At 69.1% G+C, this 17,095-nt stretch carries 18 protein-coding genes; 9 read left to right on the plus strand and 9 right to left on the minus strand.

What is annotated here, in order from left to right; all coding sequences use genetic code 11:
* Positions 1-6 precede the first annotated feature (6 nt).
* Positions 7-1,467 (plus strand): VWA domain-containing protein, encoded by a 1,461-nt coding sequence (locus OXR08_RS03315; RefSeq protein WP_267347844.1) that lies wholly within the window; start codon positions 7-9, stop codon positions 1,465-1,467.
* A gap of 39 nt (positions 1,468-1,506) precedes the next feature.
* Complete coding sequence (locus OXR08_RS03320; RefSeq protein ID WP_267347632.1) at positions 1,507-2,295, plus strand: hypothetical protein; 789 nt, start codon at positions 1,507-1,509, stop codon at positions 2,293-2,295.
* On the opposite strand, the gene OXR08_RS03325 is transcribed toward OXR08_RS03320, so the two are convergent.
* Entirely contained in the window at positions 2,290-2,637 is a 348-nt protein-coding gene (locus OXR08_RS03325; RefSeq protein ID WP_267347634.1) for a hypothetical protein, read from the minus strand. The two genes, OXR08_RS03320 and OXR08_RS03325, sit on opposite strands and share 6 nt — an antisense overlap.
* 266 nt (positions 2,638-2,903) lie before the next feature.
* Here OXR08_RS03325 and OXR08_RS03330 point away from each other — a divergent pair, with 266 nt between their 5' ends.
* On the plus strand, positions 2,904-3,500 hold the full coding sequence (locus OXR08_RS03330) for a peptidylprolyl isomerase (protein WP_267347636.1): 597 nt from the start codon (positions 2,904-2,906) through the stop codon (positions 3,498-3,500).
* A 10-nt stretch (positions 3,501-3,510) separates the two neighbouring features.
* On the opposite strand, the gene OXR08_RS03335 is transcribed toward OXR08_RS03330, so the two are convergent.
* The gene (locus OXR08_RS03335; protein ID WP_149681292.1) at positions 3,511-4,815 is read right to left on the minus strand and encodes a hemolysin family protein; all 1,305 of its coding nucleotides are present in this window, start codon (positions 4,813-4,815) and stop codon (positions 3,511-3,513) included.
* A 175-nt stretch (positions 4,816-4,990) separates the two neighbouring features.
* Between OXR08_RS03335 and OXR08_RS03340 the strand changes: the two genes are divergently transcribed.
* Complete coding sequence (locus OXR08_RS03340; RefSeq protein ID WP_112381630.1) at positions 4,991-5,668, plus strand: OmpA family protein; 678 nt, start codon at positions 4,991-4,993, stop codon at positions 5,666-5,668.
* Positions 5,669-5,749: 81 nt separating this feature from the next.
* On the opposite strand, the gene OXR08_RS03345 is transcribed toward OXR08_RS03340, so the two are convergent.
* The gene (locus tag OXR08_RS03345; protein ID WP_267347846.1) at positions 5,750-6,181 is read right to left on the minus strand and encodes a nucleoside deaminase; all 432 of its coding nucleotides are present in this window, start codon (positions 6,179-6,181) and stop codon (positions 5,750-5,752) included.
* 57 nt (positions 6,182-6,238) lie between these two features.
* The gene (locus OXR08_RS03350) at positions 6,239-6,460 is read right to left on the minus strand and encodes a hypothetical protein (RefSeq protein WP_112381631.1); all 222 of its coding nucleotides are present in this window, start codon (positions 6,458-6,460) and stop codon (positions 6,239-6,241) included.
* A 152-nt stretch (positions 6,461-6,612) separates the two neighbouring features.
* Between OXR08_RS03350 and rpmB the strand changes: the two genes are divergently transcribed.
* Positions 6,613-6,918 carry a 50S ribosomal protein L28 gene (gene rpmB, locus OXR08_RS03355; protein WP_112381632.1) on the plus strand — a complete coding sequence of 102 codons (306 nt, stop codon included), beginning with the start codon at positions 6,613-6,615 and terminating at the stop codon, positions 6,916-6,918.
* Between the two features lie 102 nt (positions 6,919-7,020).
* On the opposite strand, the gene OXR08_RS03360 is transcribed toward rpmB, so the two are convergent.
* Entirely contained in the window at positions 7,021-8,019 is a 999-nt protein-coding gene (locus OXR08_RS03360; protein ID WP_267347849.1) for an esterase-like activity of phytase family protein, read from the minus strand.
* 163 nt (positions 8,020-8,182) lie between these two features.
* On the opposite strand from OXR08_RS03360, the gene OXR08_RS03365 reads away from it, so the two are divergent.
* Positions 8,183-8,593 carry a glycine zipper 2TM domain-containing protein gene (locus tag OXR08_RS03365; RefSeq protein ID WP_112381818.1) on the plus strand — a complete coding sequence of 137 codons (411 nt, stop codon included), beginning with the start codon at positions 8,183-8,185 and terminating at the stop codon, positions 8,591-8,593.
* Positions 8,594-8,708: 115 nt separating this feature from the next.
* On the opposite strand, the gene phbB is transcribed toward OXR08_RS03365, so the two are convergent.
* The 4 genes from phbB to OXR08_RS03385 form a co-directional block, all read right to left on the minus strand.
* Positions 8,709-9,431, minus strand: a complete 723-nt coding sequence (gene phbB, locus OXR08_RS03370) for an acetoacetyl-CoA reductase (RefSeq protein ID WP_112381633.1) — start codon at positions 9,429-9,431, stop codon at positions 8,709-8,711.
* A 77-nt stretch (positions 9,432-9,508) separates the two neighbouring features.
* On the minus strand, positions 9,509-10,525 hold the full coding sequence (hemH, locus tag OXR08_RS03375; RefSeq protein ID WP_267347644.1) for a ferrochelatase: 1,017 nt from the start codon (positions 10,523-10,525) through the stop codon (positions 9,509-9,511).
* Positions 10,522-12,717, minus strand: a complete 2,196-nt coding sequence (locus tag OXR08_RS03380) for a molybdopterin cofactor-binding domain-containing protein (RefSeq protein WP_267347646.1) — start codon at positions 12,715-12,717, stop codon at positions 10,522-10,524. The genes hemH and OXR08_RS03380 overlap by 4 nt, the downstream gene beginning before the upstream one ends.
* Before the next feature lie 22 nt (positions 12,718-12,739).
* Positions 12,740-14,434, minus strand: coding sequence for a class I adenylate-forming enzyme family protein (locus tag OXR08_RS03385; protein WP_267347648.1), 1,695 nt, complete (start codon positions 14,432-14,434; stop codon positions 12,740-12,742).
* A gap of 75 nt (positions 14,435-14,509) precedes the next feature.
* Here OXR08_RS03385 and lgt point away from each other — a divergent pair, with 75 nt between their 5' ends.
* Genes lgt through OXR08_RS03400 form a run of 3 tightly spaced genes read left to right on the plus strand, consistent with a single transcriptional unit; the run spans position 14,510 to position 16,983 of the window.
* Complete coding sequence (gene lgt / locus OXR08_RS03390) at positions 14,510-15,388, plus strand: prolipoprotein diacylglyceryl transferase (RefSeq protein ID WP_112381636.1); 879 nt, start codon at positions 14,510-14,512, stop codon at positions 15,386-15,388.
* Positions 15,389-16,477, plus strand: coding sequence for an SAM-dependent methyltransferase (locus OXR08_RS03395; protein ID WP_267347651.1), 1,089 nt, complete (start codon positions 15,389-15,391; stop codon positions 16,475-16,477). It begins immediately after the preceding gene.
* Complete coding sequence (locus tag OXR08_RS03400) at positions 16,474-16,983, plus strand: GNAT family N-acetyltransferase (RefSeq protein WP_267347653.1); 510 nt, start codon at positions 16,474-16,476, stop codon at positions 16,981-16,983. Before OXR08_RS03395 ends, OXR08_RS03400 begins: the two co-directional genes overlap by 4 nt.
* Positions 16,984-17,095: the final 112 nt, after the last annotated feature.

Consider the following 17,095-nt stretch of genomic DNA (forward strand, 5'->3'; position numbering starts at 1 on the left):
CAGGCGATCGCCGGTGTGCCGGGTACGGCAATCTCGCCCTACGGCACCCCCGAAAACACCGAACGCTATGCCGGCCAGCCGGTCGCCGCGGTACAGGACGTCACCACCAACCCCGTTTCCACCTTCTCGGTCGATGTCGACACCGGCAGCTATGCCAATGTCCGCCGCTTCCTGCGCGAAGGCCAGCCGGTCCCCGCAGAGGCGGTCCGGACCGAGGAGATGATCAACTATTTCCGCTACGACTATCCCCGTCCGCGCAGCGCTGCCGAACCGTTCGGCGTCTCCACCGATGTCGCGGTCACGCCGTGGAACCCCGACACCCGCCTGATCCGCATCGGCCTGCGCGGCTATGACGTCGCAACCGACCGGCGCCCGCCGGCCAACCTCGTCTTTCTGGTCGATGTATCGGGCTCGATGGGCCAGCCGGACAAGCTGCCCCTGGTGAAATCGGCACTGACCATGCTCGCCGGTCGGCTGACCCCGCGCGACCGCGTCTCGATCGTCGTCTATGCGGGCGCCGCCGGCATCGTCCTCGACCCCACCGCCGATCCGAACGCGATTAGGGCCGCCCTTACCTGCCTCGACGCCGGCGGCTCGACCGCGGGTGGCGAGGGCATCGCGCTGGCCTATGCCACCGCGCGCCAGCATTTCGTGAAGGGCGGCATCAACCGCATCCTGCTGGCGACCGACGGCGACTTCAACGTCGGCATCAGCGACAACACGGCGCTGGAACAACTGGTCAAACGCAACCGCGACGACGGCATCACCCTCACCACGCTGGGCTTCGGCCGCGGCAACTACAACGAGGCGATGATGGAGCGCATCGCCGATATCGGCAACGGCAACTATGCCTATATCGACAGCGCGATGGAGGCCCGCAAAGTACTGGACGACGAGCTGTCCGCCACCCTCGTCACCATTGCCAAGGACGTAAAGGTCCAGGTCGAGTTCAACCCCGCCGCGGTTCGCCAGTACCGCCTGATCGGCTATGAGAATCGCGCGCTGGCTGAGGCGGATTTCACCAACGACGCGGTCGATGCCGGCGATATCGGCGCCGGCCATCAGGTCACCGCCCTGTACGAGGTCGTACCGGTGGACGCCAAGGGGTGGAGCGATGCACGCCGCTACCCCGCCAATCGCCCGCTGGCGAAGACCACCGGCGGCACCGAATGCGCCTATGTGAAGCTGCGCTACAAGCTGCCGGATGGTACCACCTCGCGTGAAATCGCGCGCGCCATTCCCGCCGCACAGCTGCGTACCGCCACCGCGCCTCGCGGCGACATGGCGTTCGTCACCGCGGTCGCCGCCTTTGGGCAGAAGCTGCGCGGCGATCCCCTGCTTGCCCGCTTCACCTGGAGCGATATCCGCCGCCTCGCCGGCGACGCCCGGGGGCCGTGGCGGCAGGAATTCGTGGAACTCACGCGCGCGGCGGGGCTTCATGACGCTGGGTCGGCCGCGGGCGAATAACGCTCGCGGTGTATCCACCCCCCAGCTAGAACGGGTCGCATGAACGAAACCACCGCCGCCGCACCCGGCGCCAGCCTGATCCCGGACGGCGTCGCCACGATCACGACGATGCACTTCGTGTTCATCGCACTCGTTGCCGCCTTTGCCATCGCGATCATCCTGATCGGCGTCCGCCGCAAGCGCATCCGCAAGCACGCGGAACGCACCGTCGAGCGCAATGCCGAGCAGGCCGGCGTGCCGATGATCGAGCCCGATACGGCCCCGCCGGAGGAGCCGACGGCTTCCGCACCGGCTCCGGCTCCGGCTCCGGCTCCGGCTCCCGTTGCAGCCCCAACTCCTGTTGCGGCTGCAAGCCCGGCTCCGGCTCCGGCTCCGGCTCCGGCTCCTGTTCCGGCACCCGCTCCTGTCGCGGCGCCAAGGCCGGTTCCTGTCCCGCCTCCGGCCGCACCCGCCCCCACCCCCACCGTCGACGAGCCGCTTCCCGAACGCCCGCTCGCCGACGAGCCGGTGGCCGCCGCCGCGCCGATGGACGCCACCCCCGCCTCGATCGCGGCGGATGCCCCCACCCCGCCCCCGGCCACCGCGCCCCAGGATCAGCCGATCGGCCTGCTCAAGGGGCTTGGTCCCAAGATCCAGCAGCGTCTGGGCGAACTGGGCATCACCACCGTCGGCCAGATCGCCGCGCTGGACGACGCACAGGCCGCTGCCCTCGACGCGCAGCTCGGCCCCTTTGCCGGCCGCATGCAGCGCGACCGCTGGCGCGAACAGGCGCGCCTTCTCGCCGCGGGCGACCGTGCCGGGTTCGAGGCCGCGTTCGGCCGGCTATGATCCCCGGATGCGCACCGTGATCGAATAAGGGCGCCGCGGCTTTTCCGCCGCGCGCGCACGCTGGATCCTCGGGCGCACCACCGGCTCGTGCCGCCGCACCACGGCGTTCGGCCCCGGCGTCGTCCAATCGGTCACCCCGATTCGCCCGTTGATCCAGACCCCGGTTGCCAGTCCCCAATCGGGATGCACCTGCAGCCCGCCGGGATAGGCCACCACCAGGAACCCGCCATCGCGGTCCGGCGACTGCGCCTCGATCACCATTTCGTCGCCGGGATGCAGCACATAGCGGTCGGGCAGATACTCGACGAGTACCTCCAGCGGAGCCGACTGCGTGTTGCGCACCGTATGGCGTTGCGGATGCAGGCGAGGGGCACGCGTGGGAAACAGCCGCATCCTACCTCGGGCGCTGGTGGCAAGGGACGGCCGCCACGATGCCGCCCGGCGGCGGCGTCGAACAGGGCGGCATCCGACTATGCCTCCTTCGGCCCAAATATCTGATCCGATATGATAATCACCCCTCGGCCGGGTGAAGCCCATTGGGGATGGCGCCCCGCCCCTTCCGGTGAGACACTGGCGCCGATCCCTGTCTGCCTCGAAGGACCGTTCCGATGCTTTCCCCCCTTTTCGCGCTGCTGCTCGCCGGTGTTCCCCAGGGGGCATCGACACCTGCCGCCGCACCCGCGCCCGCGCCCACCCGCGTCGCGATCGAAACCACCGCCGGGCGCATCGTCATCGAACTCGCCCGCGCCCAGGCGCCGATCACCACCGCCAATTTCCTGCGCTATGTCGATGGAAAGCGGCTGAACGGCACCAACTTCTACCGCTCGGTCAAGGTCGCCCCCGGTTTCGGCTTCGTCCAGTTCGGCATCCGCAACGAGCCCAAGCGCATCCTCCCGCCGATCAAGCACGAACCCACCACCCAGACGGGCTTGAAGCATCTCGACGGCACCATCTCGATCGCCCGTCTCGCCCCCGGCTCGGCGCGTGGCGATTTCACCATCATGGTCGGCGACCAGCCTTCGCTCGATGCCGATCCGACGAAGCCCGGCGACAATCTCGGCTATGCCGCCTTCGGCCAGGTGGTGGAGGGCAAGGAGGTGATCGCCCGCATCCTCGACACCGCGACCGATCCCAATGCCGGCCCCTTCAAGGGCGAGATGCTCGCCAAGCCGGTGCAGATCACCAGCGCCGCCCGCGTGAAATAGCGCGGTCGCTTCAGCCTTCCTCGCTGACCAGCAGCTTGTCGATCCGGCGTCCGTCCAGATCGACCACCTCGAACCGCCATCCCTGCTCGACGAAGCTTTCGCCTTCGCCCGGCAGGTGGCGGAACGCGGCCAGCGCCAGCCCCGCCACGGTGGCATAGTCCCGGTCGTCGGGCAGGTCGATGCCCAGCCGGTCGGCCAGCGCATCCGCCGCCATCGTGCCCGCCACCAGCAGCGACCCGTCGTCGCGCACCACGACCGAGGGCGCCTCGCCCGGCTCCGCGTCCGAGGCGAACTCGCCCGCGATCGCCGCCAGCAGGTCGGCCGGGGTCACGATCCCCTCGAAATGCCCGTATTCGTCATGGATCAGCGCCATCGGCACCTCGGCCTGGCGCAGCGCGATCAGCGCATCCATCGCGTCGATCCGGTCGATCACGACCGGCGCCTTGCGCATCAGCCGCTTCAGGTCGAGCGCCTCGCCGCGGAACAGCGCCATCGCGATGTCGCGCGCCTGCACCACGCCGATCACCGAATCGATCGATCCTTCGCCCACCGGCAGGCGCGTGCGCGGCGTATCGAGCAGCTTGGCGCGAATCCCCTCGGCATCCAGCGTGCAGTCCAGCCAGTCGATCTCGGTCCGGGGGGTCATCACCTCGCGCACCGGCCGGTCCGCCAGCCGCACCACGCCCGAGATGATCGAGCGTTCATGCTCCTCGATCACGCCGGACTTGGACGCCTCGGCGACGATCAGGTGCAGTTCCTCCGCCGTCACCTGGTCCTCCGCCTCGCGGTTCAGGCCCAGCAGGCGAAAGACGACGCCGCTGGTCGAATCGAGCAGCCAGACGATCGGCGCCGTGACGACCGCCAGCCAGCGCATCGGCAGCGCGACCAGCGCCGCGATCGGCTCGGGCTTGCGCAGCGCGAACTGCTTGGGCACCAGTTCGCCCACGATCAGCGAGGCATAGGTGGTCAACCCGATCACCAATGCGAAGCCGACCGACGCCGCGGTCGACGCCGACAGGCCCAGCAATTGCAGCCGCGCGCCCACCGGCCCGCCCAGGCTCGACCCCGAATAGGCGCCCGCGACGATCCCGATCAGCGTGATGCCGATCTGTACGGTGGACAGGAACTTGCCCGGATCGGCGGCGAGCAGCATCGCCGCCTGCGCACCTTTACGCCCGGTACGCGCCATCGCCTCCAGCCGCGCCTTGCGCGCCGAGACGATCGCCAGCTCGCTCATCGCGAACACGCCGTTCAGTCCCACGAGCAGCAGGATGATGACGACGTCGATCCAGGGGAAGGGGGGCAGCGGTGCCATTGGAATGCATCGTCCTTAACCGCAACGCCGCCCCTTCCACAATGCTTCTTGTTGGGCTTCGCGCGCATCGCCGAAATGGCGCCCTCGTCGCCAAACCGTCACCAACCGTTCAGTTCGCATCCGGAACAAGGATCAGCAGCCCGAGTTATCGGGACAGCAAAAAGGGACAATCGTCATGCTGAAATCCGCCAGGTTCGCCACCGCCGCCGCGCTGGCCGCACTCGTCGCCACCGCCGGCTGCACCACCGATCCCGTCACCGGCGAACGTCGCATTTCCAAGGCTGCGATCGGCGGCCTGGGCGGCGCGGTCGGCGGCTATCTGCTCGGCGATCTCGTCGGCGGCCGCCGCGACCGCACCGAAAAGATCCTGGGCGCCGGCATCGGCGGCCTCGCGGGGGCCGGCATCGGCGCCTATATGGACAAGCAGGAGCGCGAGCTGCGCGAGCGGACCGCGGGCACCGACGTGCAGGTCGTCCGCCAGGGCGACGATCTGCTGCTCAACATCCCCTCGGGCATCACCTTCGCCTATGATTCGGCCAATGTGCAGCCGCAGTTCCAGCGCACGCTGGACCAGGTCGCCAGCACGCTGTCGCAATATAACCAGACCTATATTGACGTGTACGGCCACACCGATTCGACCGGCAGCGATGCGTACAACCAGACGCTGTCGGAGCGCCGCGCCGTCTCCGTCGCCGATTACCTCGCCAGCCGCGGCGTGCAGCGCGCCCGCATCGGCACCCGCGGCTTCGGCAAGACGCAGCCGATCGAATCGAACGACACCGATGCCGGCCGCGCCGCCAACCGCCGCGTCGAGATCAAGATCGTACCCATCCGCGAAGGCGACCTGCGCTAATTGCTCACGAAACAGCCCTCTCCCCCTCGGGGGAGAGGCGTTTCGGATCAACGGGCTACCCCAGGCGCACCCCGATGGCGATCATCCCCGCCGCGCCAGAAAGAATTCCCGCAACATCGCCCCCGCCTCGCGCTCGGCGATCCCCGCATATATGTCCGGCCGGTGATGGCAGGTTGCCTGCGCGAACACCCGCGCACCATGCTCCACCGCCCCGCCCTTGGGGTCCGCCGCCGCATAATAGAGCCGCGCGATCCGCGCATGGGCGATCGCGCCCGCGCACATCGCGCACGGCTCCAGCGTCACCCACAGGTCGCAATCCTCCAGCCGCTCGCGCCCGAGCAGCGTCGCGCCCTCGCGAATCACCCGCATCTCGGCATGGGCGGTCGGGTCGCACAATCGTCGCGGCGCATTGCCCGCGACCGCGATCACCCGCCCCTGATGGACCAGCGCGGCACCCACCGGCACTTCGCCGGCTGCGGCCGCGGCGCCTGCGGCCTCCAGCGCCGCGCGCATCGGATCGGGGGTGGCGAACATACCTGCCCCCTGCCCGCGTGGCCGCGCGCCCGCAACTTATTGCGCGTTGGCGGGCTGCTCGCTCGGCTTTTCAACCGACAAAGTCGGCACTTCCACCGTCTTGGTCTGCGTGCCGACCGAAACCTTCGGCCCCTCGGCCCGGAACTGCGGCGCCTGCACCACGCCGGGGCGCGTCTGGTCGATGCTGACCCAACCCAGGCTCATCGCCACCGCGACAAGAAGAACGACGATGGCGATAAGGGCAAGAAGCGTACGCATGAGGTCCTGGCTCCGAATGGTGCGGCAGCGTAACTAACGCCGCGCCGCTCTGCGAGTTGCACCCGGCAACCGGTGAATCGGTTGACGACCTCCGACATACAGGCTATCCGCGCGGCCTTTCCGGGCAATTGCCTGAAACCAGGATAACGATCATGTCGCGCATTTGCGAGCTGACCGGCAAGGGCCGGCAGGTGGGCAACAACGTTTCCCACGCCAATAACAAGACCAAGCGTACCTTTCTGCCCAACCTGCAGAACGTCACGTTGATTTCCGACTCGCTCGAAAAGAGCGTGCGTCTGCGCGTGTCCACGCACGGCCTGCGTTCGGTCGAGCATAATGGCGGCCTCGACAACTGGCTCGTCAAGACCTCGGACGACAAGCTGAGCCTGCGCGCCCGTCGCCTGAAGCGCGACGTGGTGAAGAAGCGCGCCGTCCCGGCCGAGACCGAAGCAGCCTAAACGCTTCGCGACGATCGCGTCCAAAGGCCCGCCGCTCACCCCGAGCGGCGGGCTTTCGGCGTTTGCGCAGGGTCGCCCAGGCTAGTCGTCCAGGCCAAGCGCCTACCCATCCAACGCGAATTTCAGCAACAGCGAGCGTTGCAGCGGAAACTGGTTGTCGTCGGACACCAGCCACAGGATCGTCCGCCCGCCCTCCCGGGCCACCGCCATCCCCTCGAAATTGTCGTGGATCAGCGGGGCCGCCAGCGTCGCCAGCAGCCGCCCCCGCGCCACCCGGCCAGGCGCCACGTCGCGCGCCGCCACCCGCACGATCCGGTTGCCGAATCGGAACGGCAGCGCGAACGACCGTTCCAGCACCAGCAGGTCGCCATCGGGCAGCGCGACCGCATCCGCCACGTCATAGTGCGGTGCCACCATATAGCCGAAGCGCCGCGCCCGCCCCGCCAGCGGATCGCCGGCAAAGATCAGCCCGATGCGCGAATGCAGGCGCAGTGCCTCCGGTCCCCGCCAATGGGGCTTGGGCACCTTGGCCTCCTCGCTGATCGTCACGAAGCGGCCATCGGGCATCCGCGCCAGCGATTCGGGTCCGCCATTCTCCGGCCAGCGCTTCATCGCCGCCGGCGCGACCCGCCCCTCTGCCGCCTTGAAGTCCGGGGCATAGCGCCAGAACTGGTTCGCCCGCTCGAATCCCACCCAGATCCGGCCCGTCGCCGGATCCATCGCCATCGATTCGCTGTCGCGGTCGCGCTTCTCCCATCCGGTGCCGGGCCCGGCCGGCAGATAGGAGAAGTGCAGGCCATAGGGCCGCCAGTCCGCCCCCATCCGGAACCGCACGACGTTGCCGCCATCGCTGAGCAGCGTGAAGCGGTCCCCCACCAGCGTCATCGCCGAAAAGCCGCCAAAGGCCGGATCGCGACTGCTGAGGCGGATCCCGCCCAGATAGGTCAGCGCGCCGACCCGCCTCACCCCCGGATCGCGCGGATCGAGCGCCACGGGCGTCGCCGTCATCTGCGCGCGGTCGTTCAGCAGCGCCAGCCGCTCCTCCCCCGACCAGCCGGGAACGACGATGAGGACGAGCAGCAGGGCCAGGAAAATACGCATCACCTCCGCGTCATAACGGCTGTGCTGCGCTGCGATACCGCCAGCTTCATCCTGAATGAAGGATAACGACCGCATTCAGGGATCGCTCAATGCGAATCACCCATAAGCGTGACAACGACGACGGAAATCCCGCCGCCGCGAAGACGAAACGGGAGTGAAGACGATGTTCAAGGTTCCGCTTATCAAGAGCCTGTCGCTTGCTGGTGCCGCACTGGCGATGACCGCCGGCTCGCTGGTCGCCGCCGCCCCCGCAGAGGCACAGCGCTACGGCTATTATGGCGACCGCTACGACCGCGGCTACAATCGCGACGGCTATCGGGATCGCGGCCGCTACGATCGTGGCTACCGCAACGATCGCGGCTGGCGCGACGATCGCGGCTATCGGGATCGTGGTCGCAACCCCTGCAAGGACGGCGACGGCGGCACCATCATCGGCGCGATCGCCGGTGGCCTGCTCGGCCGCACCGTCGACACCCGCGGCGACCGTGCTCTCGGCACGATCCTGGGTGCAGGTGCCGGCGCTCTTGCCGGCCGCGCGATCGACCGGTCCGACCGCCCCAATTTCTGCCGCTGATCGGCAGCACGAATTCCTCGCGTAGTGTATCGAGGATGAAAGCCGGCCCCCATGTACCAGGGGCCGGCTTTCCTGTTCTTAGAACCCTCTCCCCCGCGGGGGAGAGGGTTCTAAATCAATACATATGCTGCCCGCCGTTGATCGACAGCGTCGATCCCGTCACGAAGCCGGCCTCGTCCGAACACAGGAACGCCACACCGCGCGCGATCTCGCTCGCCTGGCCCAGCCGGCCGACGGGAATCTTGGCGACGATCTTGTCCAGCACGTCGGCGGGCACCGCCGCCACCATGTCGGTGTCGATATAGCCCGGCGCGATCGCGTTCACCGTCACGCCCGCGCGCGCACCTTCCTGTGCCAGCGCCTTGGTGAAGCCGTGGATGCCCGACTTGGCGGCGGCATAGTTCACCTGGCCATATTGGCCCGCCTGCCCGTTGATCGAACCGATGTTGACGATGCGGCCCCATTTGCGCTCGCGCATGCCCGGAAACGCCGCCTTGGCCATGTTGAAGCAACCGCCGAGATTGGTGTCCATGACCTCCTTCCACATCTGGTAGGTCATCTTCAGGATGGTGCCGTCGCGGGTGATGCCGGCATTGTTGACGATGATGTCCACCGGCCCCAGTTCCTCGGCCACCTTGGCGACACCCGCCTGGCATGCGTCATAATCGGCGACGTCCCACTTGTACGCCTTGATCCCCGTCCGCTCGGTAAAGGCCTGGGCCCGCTCGTCATTGCCGGCATAATTGGCGGCAACGGTGATGCCGGCATCCTTCAGGGCAAGGCTGATCGCCTCGCCGATTCCGCGCGTTCCACCGGTTACGATCGCTACTCGTGCCATCAGCCTCTCCCTTGGTTTGACGTGATCGATGCTACGGGTGCGAAGATCGCACCGCAATGGGGCTTTCGGGTTTTCCCTTACGGAACCCAGCCTTGCAACTCGCGCGACAGCAGCGCGCGCAGCATCGCCAGCCCCGTCTCGCTATCGTTCAGGCAGGGCAGATAGGCGAAGTGCTTGCCCCCTGCGCCCTCGAAACTCTCGCGCCCGCGGATCGCCAGTTCTTCCAGCGTTTCCAGGCAGTCGGCGGAGAATCCCGGCGCCAGGATCGCGACCTTCCTCACGCCCTTGGCCGGCAACGCCTCCAGCACCGTGTCGGTCGCCGGCTCCAGCCACTTGGCCCGCCCGAAGCGCGACTGGAAGGTCACGATCAGCTCGCGTCCCCCCAGGGTTTCCTGCATCGCTTCGCTCAGCAACCGCGCCGTCTTGCGGCAATGGCAATGATAGGGGTCGCCCAGCTCCAGCGTCCGCTGCGGCATGCCGTGAAAGCTCGCCAGGATCGCATCCGGCGCGAAATCCAGCGCCGCCAGCCCGGCCTCCAGACTGGTCTTCAGCGCATCGATATAAAGGGGATCGTCATAATAGGGCGGCAGCGTGCGTATCGCCGGTTGCCAGCGCATCTTCGCCAAATGCGCGAACGCCTTGTCGTTGGCGGTGGCGGTGGTCGCTGCGCAATATTGCGGATAGAGCGGCGCCAGCAGGATGCGCTCCACCCCCGCCTCCTTCATCGCCTGGATCCGGTCGCCGATCGCCGGCCGGCCATAGCGCATCGCCCAGTCGACCATCACGCCCTCGCCGAACGCACCCTGCAAGCCTTTGGACTGCGCCCTGGTGATCGCCGCCAGCGGCGACCCGTCCTCGCGCCATACCTGTTGATAGGCATGGGCGGATTTTTTCGGTCGCGTGGTCAGGATGATGCCGCGCAGGATCGGCTGCCACGCGATCGCCGGCAGCTCCACCACGCGCTTGTCCGACAGGAACTCGCCCAGATAGCGTTTCACCGCCGGTGGGTCCGCCGCATCGGGCGTGCCCAGGTTGATCAGCAGCACGCCGATCTTGGGCGAAGGAATGGCGGGGTGCCCGGCGGGAAGGTTCATGGCGCCCCATGTAATGGCAATGTGCGAATGCGGAAGCCGCCCGATGCGTACAATGCGTTGGCGATGGCGGGCGCGACCGGCGGCACCGCCAGCTCGCCCACCCCGCCCGGCGGCTCGTCCGATGCGACGAACTCGACGGTGATGTCGGGCGTGTCGGCAAGGCGGGGCAGCACCAGCCGGTCGAACCCGCGCGCCGTCGCCAGCCCGCCGGCAAAGCCCGTCGCCGCGCCGATCGCGCTCGCCAGTCCGAAGATCAGCCCGCCCTCGATCTGCTGGCGCACAACGTCCGGATTGACCATCCGCCCGCAATCCACCGCCGCGACCAGCCGCTCCACCACTGGCCGCCCGCCCGGCCCCATCCGCGCCTCGGCCATCACCGCGATATAGCTGCCGCGAAAGCCATGGGCGGCAATGCCTTGCCCGCTGTCCGGCACGCCGCCTTCCCATCCGCCCAGCGACGCCGCGGTGGACAGGCAGCGCGCCAGCCGCGGCTCGCCCCCCAGCATCCCGATGCGAAAGGACAGTGGCTCCACCCCCGCCGCCCGCGCCAGTTCGTCGACGAAGCATTCGTTGAAGAAACAATTGGCCCCATGCGCCCCGCCCCGCACATGCCCGGTCGGCACGCCGATATTGGCGCGGTGGTGGTCGACCGCCAGCGCCGCCACCCGGTAGGGCGGCACCGCCCCGCCCGTCGCATAGGTTTCGCGCAGCATCCGCCGCGGCAGGCCCGGCACCAGCCGTTCCGCCAGCGCCCCGCCCGTCGCCGGCGCCGCGATCTTGGCCTGCCAGCCCAGCACCGCGCCGTTCGCCCCCAGCCGCGCGCTCATCGCGGCCACCGCCGGCGCGCGGTAATAATCATGCAACAACGCCTCGCCGCGCGACCACATCAGGTTCACCGGGCGCTTCAGCTGCATCGCGATCCGCGCCGCCTGCGCCACTGCATCATGCTCCAGCGCCGCGCCGAACGATCCGCCGATCATCATCGCATGCACCGTCACGCGCGATTCGGGCAGGTCCGCCGCCGCGGCCGCCACCGCGCGCGCCCGCGCCGGCGCCTGGGTCTGCGCCCATATCTCCAGCCGGTCGTCCCGGTACGCGGCCACCGCGCCCGGCGTCTCGATCCCGCCATGCACCATCGGCGCCACGCGGTAGGTGGCACGCACCGCCTGCCCCGCCGACAGCCCCGCCTCGATATCGCCGACCGCCGCCACCGATCGGCCATCGTCCTTCAACGCCGCGTCCAGCGCCGCTGCGATCGACGCGGTGGAGGGCGCCGGCCCTTCGCCGGCGAAGCGCGGATGGCTGGCATCCAGCGCGCGCGTCGCGGTCCACCACGTCGCCGCCGCCACCGCGACCCAGTCGTCCGTCTCGATCACCTCGACCACACCCGGCACTCGACGCGCCGCCGCCCGGTCGATGCCGACCAGCCGGCTGCCGATCGGTCCCTGGCGCACCGCGACATGCACCATGTCGGGCAGGCGGATGTCCGCGGTGAAGTTGGCCGACCCGTCCACCTTCGACGGCGCATCCAGTCGCGGCACCGCCTTGCCCATCAGCGCGCCCGCGCCCTGCACCCCGATCGGCAGGGGGTCGGGCACCGTCTCGCGCACGGCATCGTCCACCAGCTCGGCAAAGCGCAGCCGCTTGCCCGCATGGGTGACGAACCCCGCCTCGGTCGAACAATCCGCCCAGTCCGCGTCCCAGCGCCGCGCCGCCGCCTGGATCAACAGCGCGCGCGCCGCCGCCGCCGCCTCCCGCGCCGGCCCCTCGAACACCCGCACGGACGAGGACGCCGCCGTCACCATCGCCGCATTCCGCGTCGCCCACTCGCCCCGCCAGGATGCCGGCACCGCGTCGAACCCATGCTCGAACAATTCGTCCAGCCCGAGCGGATTGGCATAAAGCGGATGCACCGGCGCCGGCGTCACCGCCACGGTGCGCCAGTCCGCGCCCAGTTCGTCCGCCACGATCTGCGGCAAGGTGGTGTAGACGCCCTGCCCATGCTCGGCCTGCGGCACCGCGACCGTGACATGCCCGTCTCGCCCGATCTTCAGCCATGCGCCGAACGCCCGCTCGTCCGGCCCCACGGTCAGCCCCGGCGCATAGTCGCGTGGCCACAGCCCCCAGGCCACGACCAGCCCCAGTCCGGCCCCGCCCCCCACCAGCACTGTCCGCCTGCCGATCATCGTCATGGCCGGCGCCTTAGCGACCCAATCAGACCGCCACCAGCGCCCGGTACCGCGCCTTCAGCGTCACCTTGTCGATCTTCTCGGTGCCCAGCCGGGGCAGCGCCTCGTCGACGATCCAGATGCGGCGCGGCACCTTGAACGCCGCCAGATGCTCGCCCAGAAACGCCTCCAGCCCGGCCGCATCCACGTCCGCACCGTCGTGCAGGTGGACGACCGCGCCCGGCACCTCGCCCATGCGCGCATCCTCCAGCCCGAACACCGCCGCCTCGGCCACCCCGGCATGCGCATAGAGCGCCGCCTCCACCTCCTGACAGCTGATGTTCTCGCCGCCGCGGATGATGATGTCCTTCTTGCGATCGACGATGAACAGATAGCCGTCCGCATCCAGCAGGCCGATATCGCCCGTCCGGAAGAAGCCGTCCGCGGTAAAGGCCGCCGCGGTGGCCTCCGGCTGCCCCCAATATTCCCGGAAGTTCGCGACCGACCGGATCGCCACCTCGCCGCGCGCCCCCTGGGCGACCGGCCGCCCGTCATCGTCGACGATTCTCAGCTCCACGAGCGGCGGCGAGGCGCGCCCCGCCGAATCGGGCTTCGCCAGATAGTTGGAGCGCCAGTTGCCCGATCCCGTCGCGTTGGTCTCGGTCAGGCCATAACCGATCAGCGGCGCCGTCCCGCCCATCTCGGCCGCGATGCGCCGCACATGCTCCACCGGCCGCGGCGCGCCGCCCGCCGCCAGGTCGACCAGGCACGACAGGTCGTACTGACCACGGCTCGGATGGTTCAGCATCTCCAGCCCCATCAGCGGCACGCCCACGAAATAGGTCACGCGCTCCGCCGCGATCAGCCGCATCGCCTCCTGCGCATCCCATTTCGGCATCAGGACCAGCTTGCGCCCCATGGCGAAGCTTTGCAGCATCACTGGCACCTCGGCGGTGACGTGGAACAGCGGCAGGCTCAGCAGCGTGGCCGGCTGCCCTTGCGGCGGGTTGCCGTCGGCGGTGGCGATGCTCAGCATCGTCATCGCCTGGGTCAGGAAGTTGAACGTCCCCTGCACCACCGCCCGGTGGTCGGACAGCGCCCCCCTGCACCGCCCGGTCGATCCGCTGGTGAACAGGATCGTGGCGTGATCGTCCGGCCCCACCGCGGGCAGCGGCACCGCATCGCCTTCCTCCGGCGCCATCAGCGGGCCCAGTGCCTGTCCCAGCGGCAGATGGTCGTCCAGCACCAGCACCGGCGCGGCCAGATCGGCCACCCCCTCCAACCGCTTGGCCCGTGGCAGGTCGGCCACGATCAGCGCGCATGCCACGTCGCGCGTCGCCTGCCCCAGCTCGTCCGCCTGCCACCATCCGTTCAACAGCGTCGCGACCCCGCCCGCGATCAGCACGCCCATATAGGTCACGATCCACGCCGGCGAGTTGCGCATCGCGATGCCCACCCGGTCGCCCTTCCTCACCCCGCGCGCCGCCAGCCCGTTCGCCACCAGCACCGCGGCATCATAGGTCTCGGTAAAGCTCAGCCGCTCCTCGCCCGATACCAGAAAGGTCGCCGCACCATGCTGCGCACAAAAATGCGCGAAATAGGCGGGCAGGCTGGGCGGTGCCGCCGCGATCACCGGCAGGTCGAGCCCTTGTCTGGTGATCGAGCCCAGCGCCAGCGGCCCGCCCGCGCCGGTCAGCGCCGCCACCGCCGCGTCCATCCGCCCGTCCAGCTCGGTCCGCATCGCTCTCTCCTTTATCGGGCTCTTGGTCTTGCCGTTGCCCGCCACTATGCAGACGCGGACCATGAGGGAAAAGCCTTGATCGAACTGCTCGCGGCCGCCACCGGCCATATCCGCTTCGAGGATCTGGGATTGCACCCGGATGTCTTCTCGATCGGCTTCTTCACGCTGCGCTGGTACAGCCTGGCCTATATCGCCGGCATTCTCATCGGCTGGTGGTATCTGTTGAAGCTGCTGGCCCAACCGGGTGCCCCGATGGCGCGGCGCCATGCCGACGATCTGGTGTTCTACGCCACGCTCGGCATCATCCTGGGCGGCCGTATCGGCTATGTGCTGTTCTACGCGCCGGAAATGATCCTCCACCCGCTGCGCATCCTGCGGCTGTGGGACGGCGGCATGAGCTTCCATGGCGGGGTGATCGGCACCTCGCTCGGCCTCATCCTGTTCGCGCGCAAGCACAAGCTCGATTGGCTGCGCGTCCATGACTATATCGCCTGCTGCGTTCCCTTCGGCCTGTTCTTCGGCCGGCTGGCGAATTTCGTGAACGGCGAACTCTGGGGCAAACCGACCGACGTGCCCTGGGCGATCGTCTTTCCGCGCACCGTGCCCTTCGGCATCCCCGATCCCGCCCGCCATCCCAGCCAGCTCTACGAGGCGGGGCTTGAGGGCCTCCTGCTCTTTGCCGTCCTGTGGTTCGCCTTCTGGCGCACAAAGGCACGCTACGAGCCGGGCCGGCTCGTCGGCCTGTTCGTGCTCGGCTATGGCCTGGCTCGCTTCACCGTCGAATTTTTCCGCGAACCCGACAGCCAGTTGCGGGCATTTGCCGAACAGACCGGCCTCCATATGGGCCAGTGGCTGTGCGTGCCGATGATCGCCGGCGGCCTGTACCTCGTCCTCACCGCGCCGAAGCGCCGCCAGCGGGTAGAGCCGATCGCCGGCCCGAACAGCGTCGCCTGAATGTCGTCCGACTCCCCCCTGATCCCCCCGGCCAATTTCGTCCGCACCGCCGAGGAGGCTCTGCCCGAGCGCATGGCCCGCGCCATCGCGCTCGCTGGCCCGATCCCGCTGTCGCAGTACATGGCCGCGGCCAACGCGCACTATTACGCCAGCCGCGATCCGCTGGGCACCGGCGGCGACTTCACCACCAGTCCCGAGATCAGCCAGATGTTCGGCGAACTGATCGGCCTGTGGTGCGCCGACCTATGGGACCGCGCCGGCCGTCCGGAGGTCGCCTGGGTCGAACTCGGCCCCGGCCGCGGCACGCTTGCCGCCGATGCGCTGCGGGCGATGAACAGGGCCGGGCTCGCGCCCCCCGTCCATTTCGTCGAGACCAGCCCTGCACTGCGCGACGCCCAAAGGGCGCGCGTGCCGCACGCGACCTGGCACGACACGGTGGACACGCTGCCCACCGAGCCTGCGCTGATCGTCGTCGCCAACGAATTTTTCGACGCGCTTCCCATCCGCCAGCTGGTCCGGCGCGGCGAGGGGTGGCACGAACGCCTGATCGCGGCGCAGGATACGCTGTTCCTCCCCATCGCCGGCCCGGCCGTGCCGATCGCGGTCATCCCCGAGCCTTTACGCGATGCCGCCCCCGGCTCGATCATCGAGGTGTCGCCCCATTCGGTCGCGATCATGCGCAGCCTCGCCGCCCGGATCGTCGCGCAGGGCGGCGCGATGCTCGCCATCGACTATGGCTATGAGGGCCCCGCACTCGCCGACACGTTGCAGGCGGTGCGCGGCCACGCCTTCGCCAACCCCTATGAGGCGCCGGGCGAACACGACCTGTCCGCGCATGTCGATTTCACCACGCTCGCCGCCGCCGCGCAGAGCGCCGGCGCCACCGCCTTCGGCCCCGTCACCCAGCGCGACCTGCTCGGCCAGCTCGGCATCGACCAGCGCACCGCCGCGCTCGCGCGCCGCACGCCCGACAGGGCGGACGCGCTGCTCGCCGACCGGACCCGGCTGATGGACGCGATGGGCACGCTGTTCCGCGCGCTTGCCATCACCCGGCCCGACTGGCCGGTGCCGGCCGGATACGGCGAATGATCCGCTACCGCCCCGCCCGCGCGGAGGATGCCGACGCGCTCGCCGCCTGCGCGCGCGCCGCCTTTACCGAAACCTTCGGCACCCTCTACGGCGCCGGCGACCTCGCCACCTTCCTCGACGAAGCGTTCGGCCCCGCCGGCCTCCCCGCCCAGATCGGCCGCCCCGGCTGGCACATTCAGGTGGCGCTGGACGGCGACCGCATTGCCGGTTTCGCCAAGCTCGGCCCCGTCGCCTTTCCCGGCGAGTGGTCGGCGAACGCGATCGAACTCCACCAGCTTTACGTGCGCCAGCCATGGCTCGGCGCCGGCATCGGCCCCGCCCTGATGGACTGGGCACTCGCCCACGCCACCGCGCATGGCGCGTCCGAAATGCTGCTCTCGGTCTTTGTCGACAACCACCGCGCCAAGCGCTTCTACGCCCGCTACGGCTTCCAGGATGTCGGCCGCTACGACTTCGCGGTCGGCGACACGATCGACGAAGACCGCATAATGCGCCTGCCCCTATAACAAGAAAAAGCCCTCTCCCCTCCGGGGAGCATCAGGTGAACAGCGCCCCGCGCTGTTCAGGTCATGCCGGGGGCATGACCGACCCAACACTCCTCTCTCCACCGGGGAGAGG

The organism is Sphingomonas sp. GM_Shp_2 (assembly GCF_026540875.1).
GTDB lineage: Bacteria > Pseudomonadota > Alphaproteobacteria > Sphingomonadales > Sphingomonadaceae > Sphingomonas > Sphingomonas carotinifaciens.

Coding starts and splice junctions, on each gene's coding strand:
- OXR08_RS03320 (WP_267347632.1), top strand. CDS start 1,507: ATGAACGAAACCACCGCCGCCGCACCCGGCGCCAGCCTGATCCCGGAC.
- OXR08_RS03330 (WP_267347636.1), top strand. CDS start 2,904: ATGCTTTCCCCCCTTTTCGCGCTGCTGCTCGCCGGTGTTCCCCAGGGG.
- OXR08_RS03335 (WP_149681292.1), bottom strand. CDS start 4,815: ATGGCACCGCTGCCCCCCTTCCCCTGGATCGACGTCGTCATCATCCTG.
- OXR08_RS03340 (WP_112381630.1), top strand. CDS start 4,991: ATGCTGAAATCCGCCAGGTTCGCCACCGCCGCCGCGCTGGCCGCACTC.
- OXR08_RS03345 (WP_267347846.1), bottom strand. CDS start 6,181: ATGCGCGCGGCGCTGGAGGCCGCAGGCGCCGCGGCCGCAGCCGGCGAA.
- OXR08_RS03350 (WP_112381631.1), bottom strand. CDS start 6,460: ATGCGTACGCTTCTTGCCCTTATCGCCATCGTCGTTCTTCTTGTCGCG.
- rpmB (WP_112381632.1), top strand. CDS start 6,613: ATGTCGCGCATTTGCGAGCTGACCGGCAAGGGCCGGCAGGTGGGCAAC.
- OXR08_RS03360 (WP_267347849.1), bottom strand. CDS start 8,019: ATGCGTATTTTCCTGGCCCTGCTGCTCGTCCTCATCGTCGTTCCCGGC.
- OXR08_RS03365 (WP_112381818.1), top strand. CDS start 8,183: ATGTTCAAGGTTCCGCTTATCAAGAGCCTGTCGCTTGCTGGTGCCGCA.
- phbB (WP_112381633.1), bottom strand. CDS start 9,431: ATGGCACGAGTAGCGATCGTAACCGGTGGAACGCGCGGAATCGGCGAG.
- hemH (WP_267347644.1), bottom strand. CDS start 10,525: ATGAACCTTCCCGCCGGGCACCCCGCCATTCCTTCGCCCAAGATCGGC.
- OXR08_RS03380 (WP_267347646.1), bottom strand. CDS start 12,717: ATGACGATGATCGGCAGGCGGACAGTGCTGGTGGGGGGCGGGGCCGGA.
- OXR08_RS03385 (WP_267347648.1), bottom strand. CDS start 14,434: ATGCGGACCGAGCTGGACGGGCGGATGGACGCGGCGGTGGCGGCGCTG.
- OXR08_RS03395 (WP_267347651.1), top strand. CDS start 15,389: ATGTCGTCCGACTCCCCCCTGATCCCCCCGGCCAATTTCGTCCGCACC.
- OXR08_RS03400 (WP_267347653.1), top strand. CDS start 16,474: ATGATCCGCTACCGCCCCGCCCGCGCGGAGGATGCCGACGCGCTCGCC.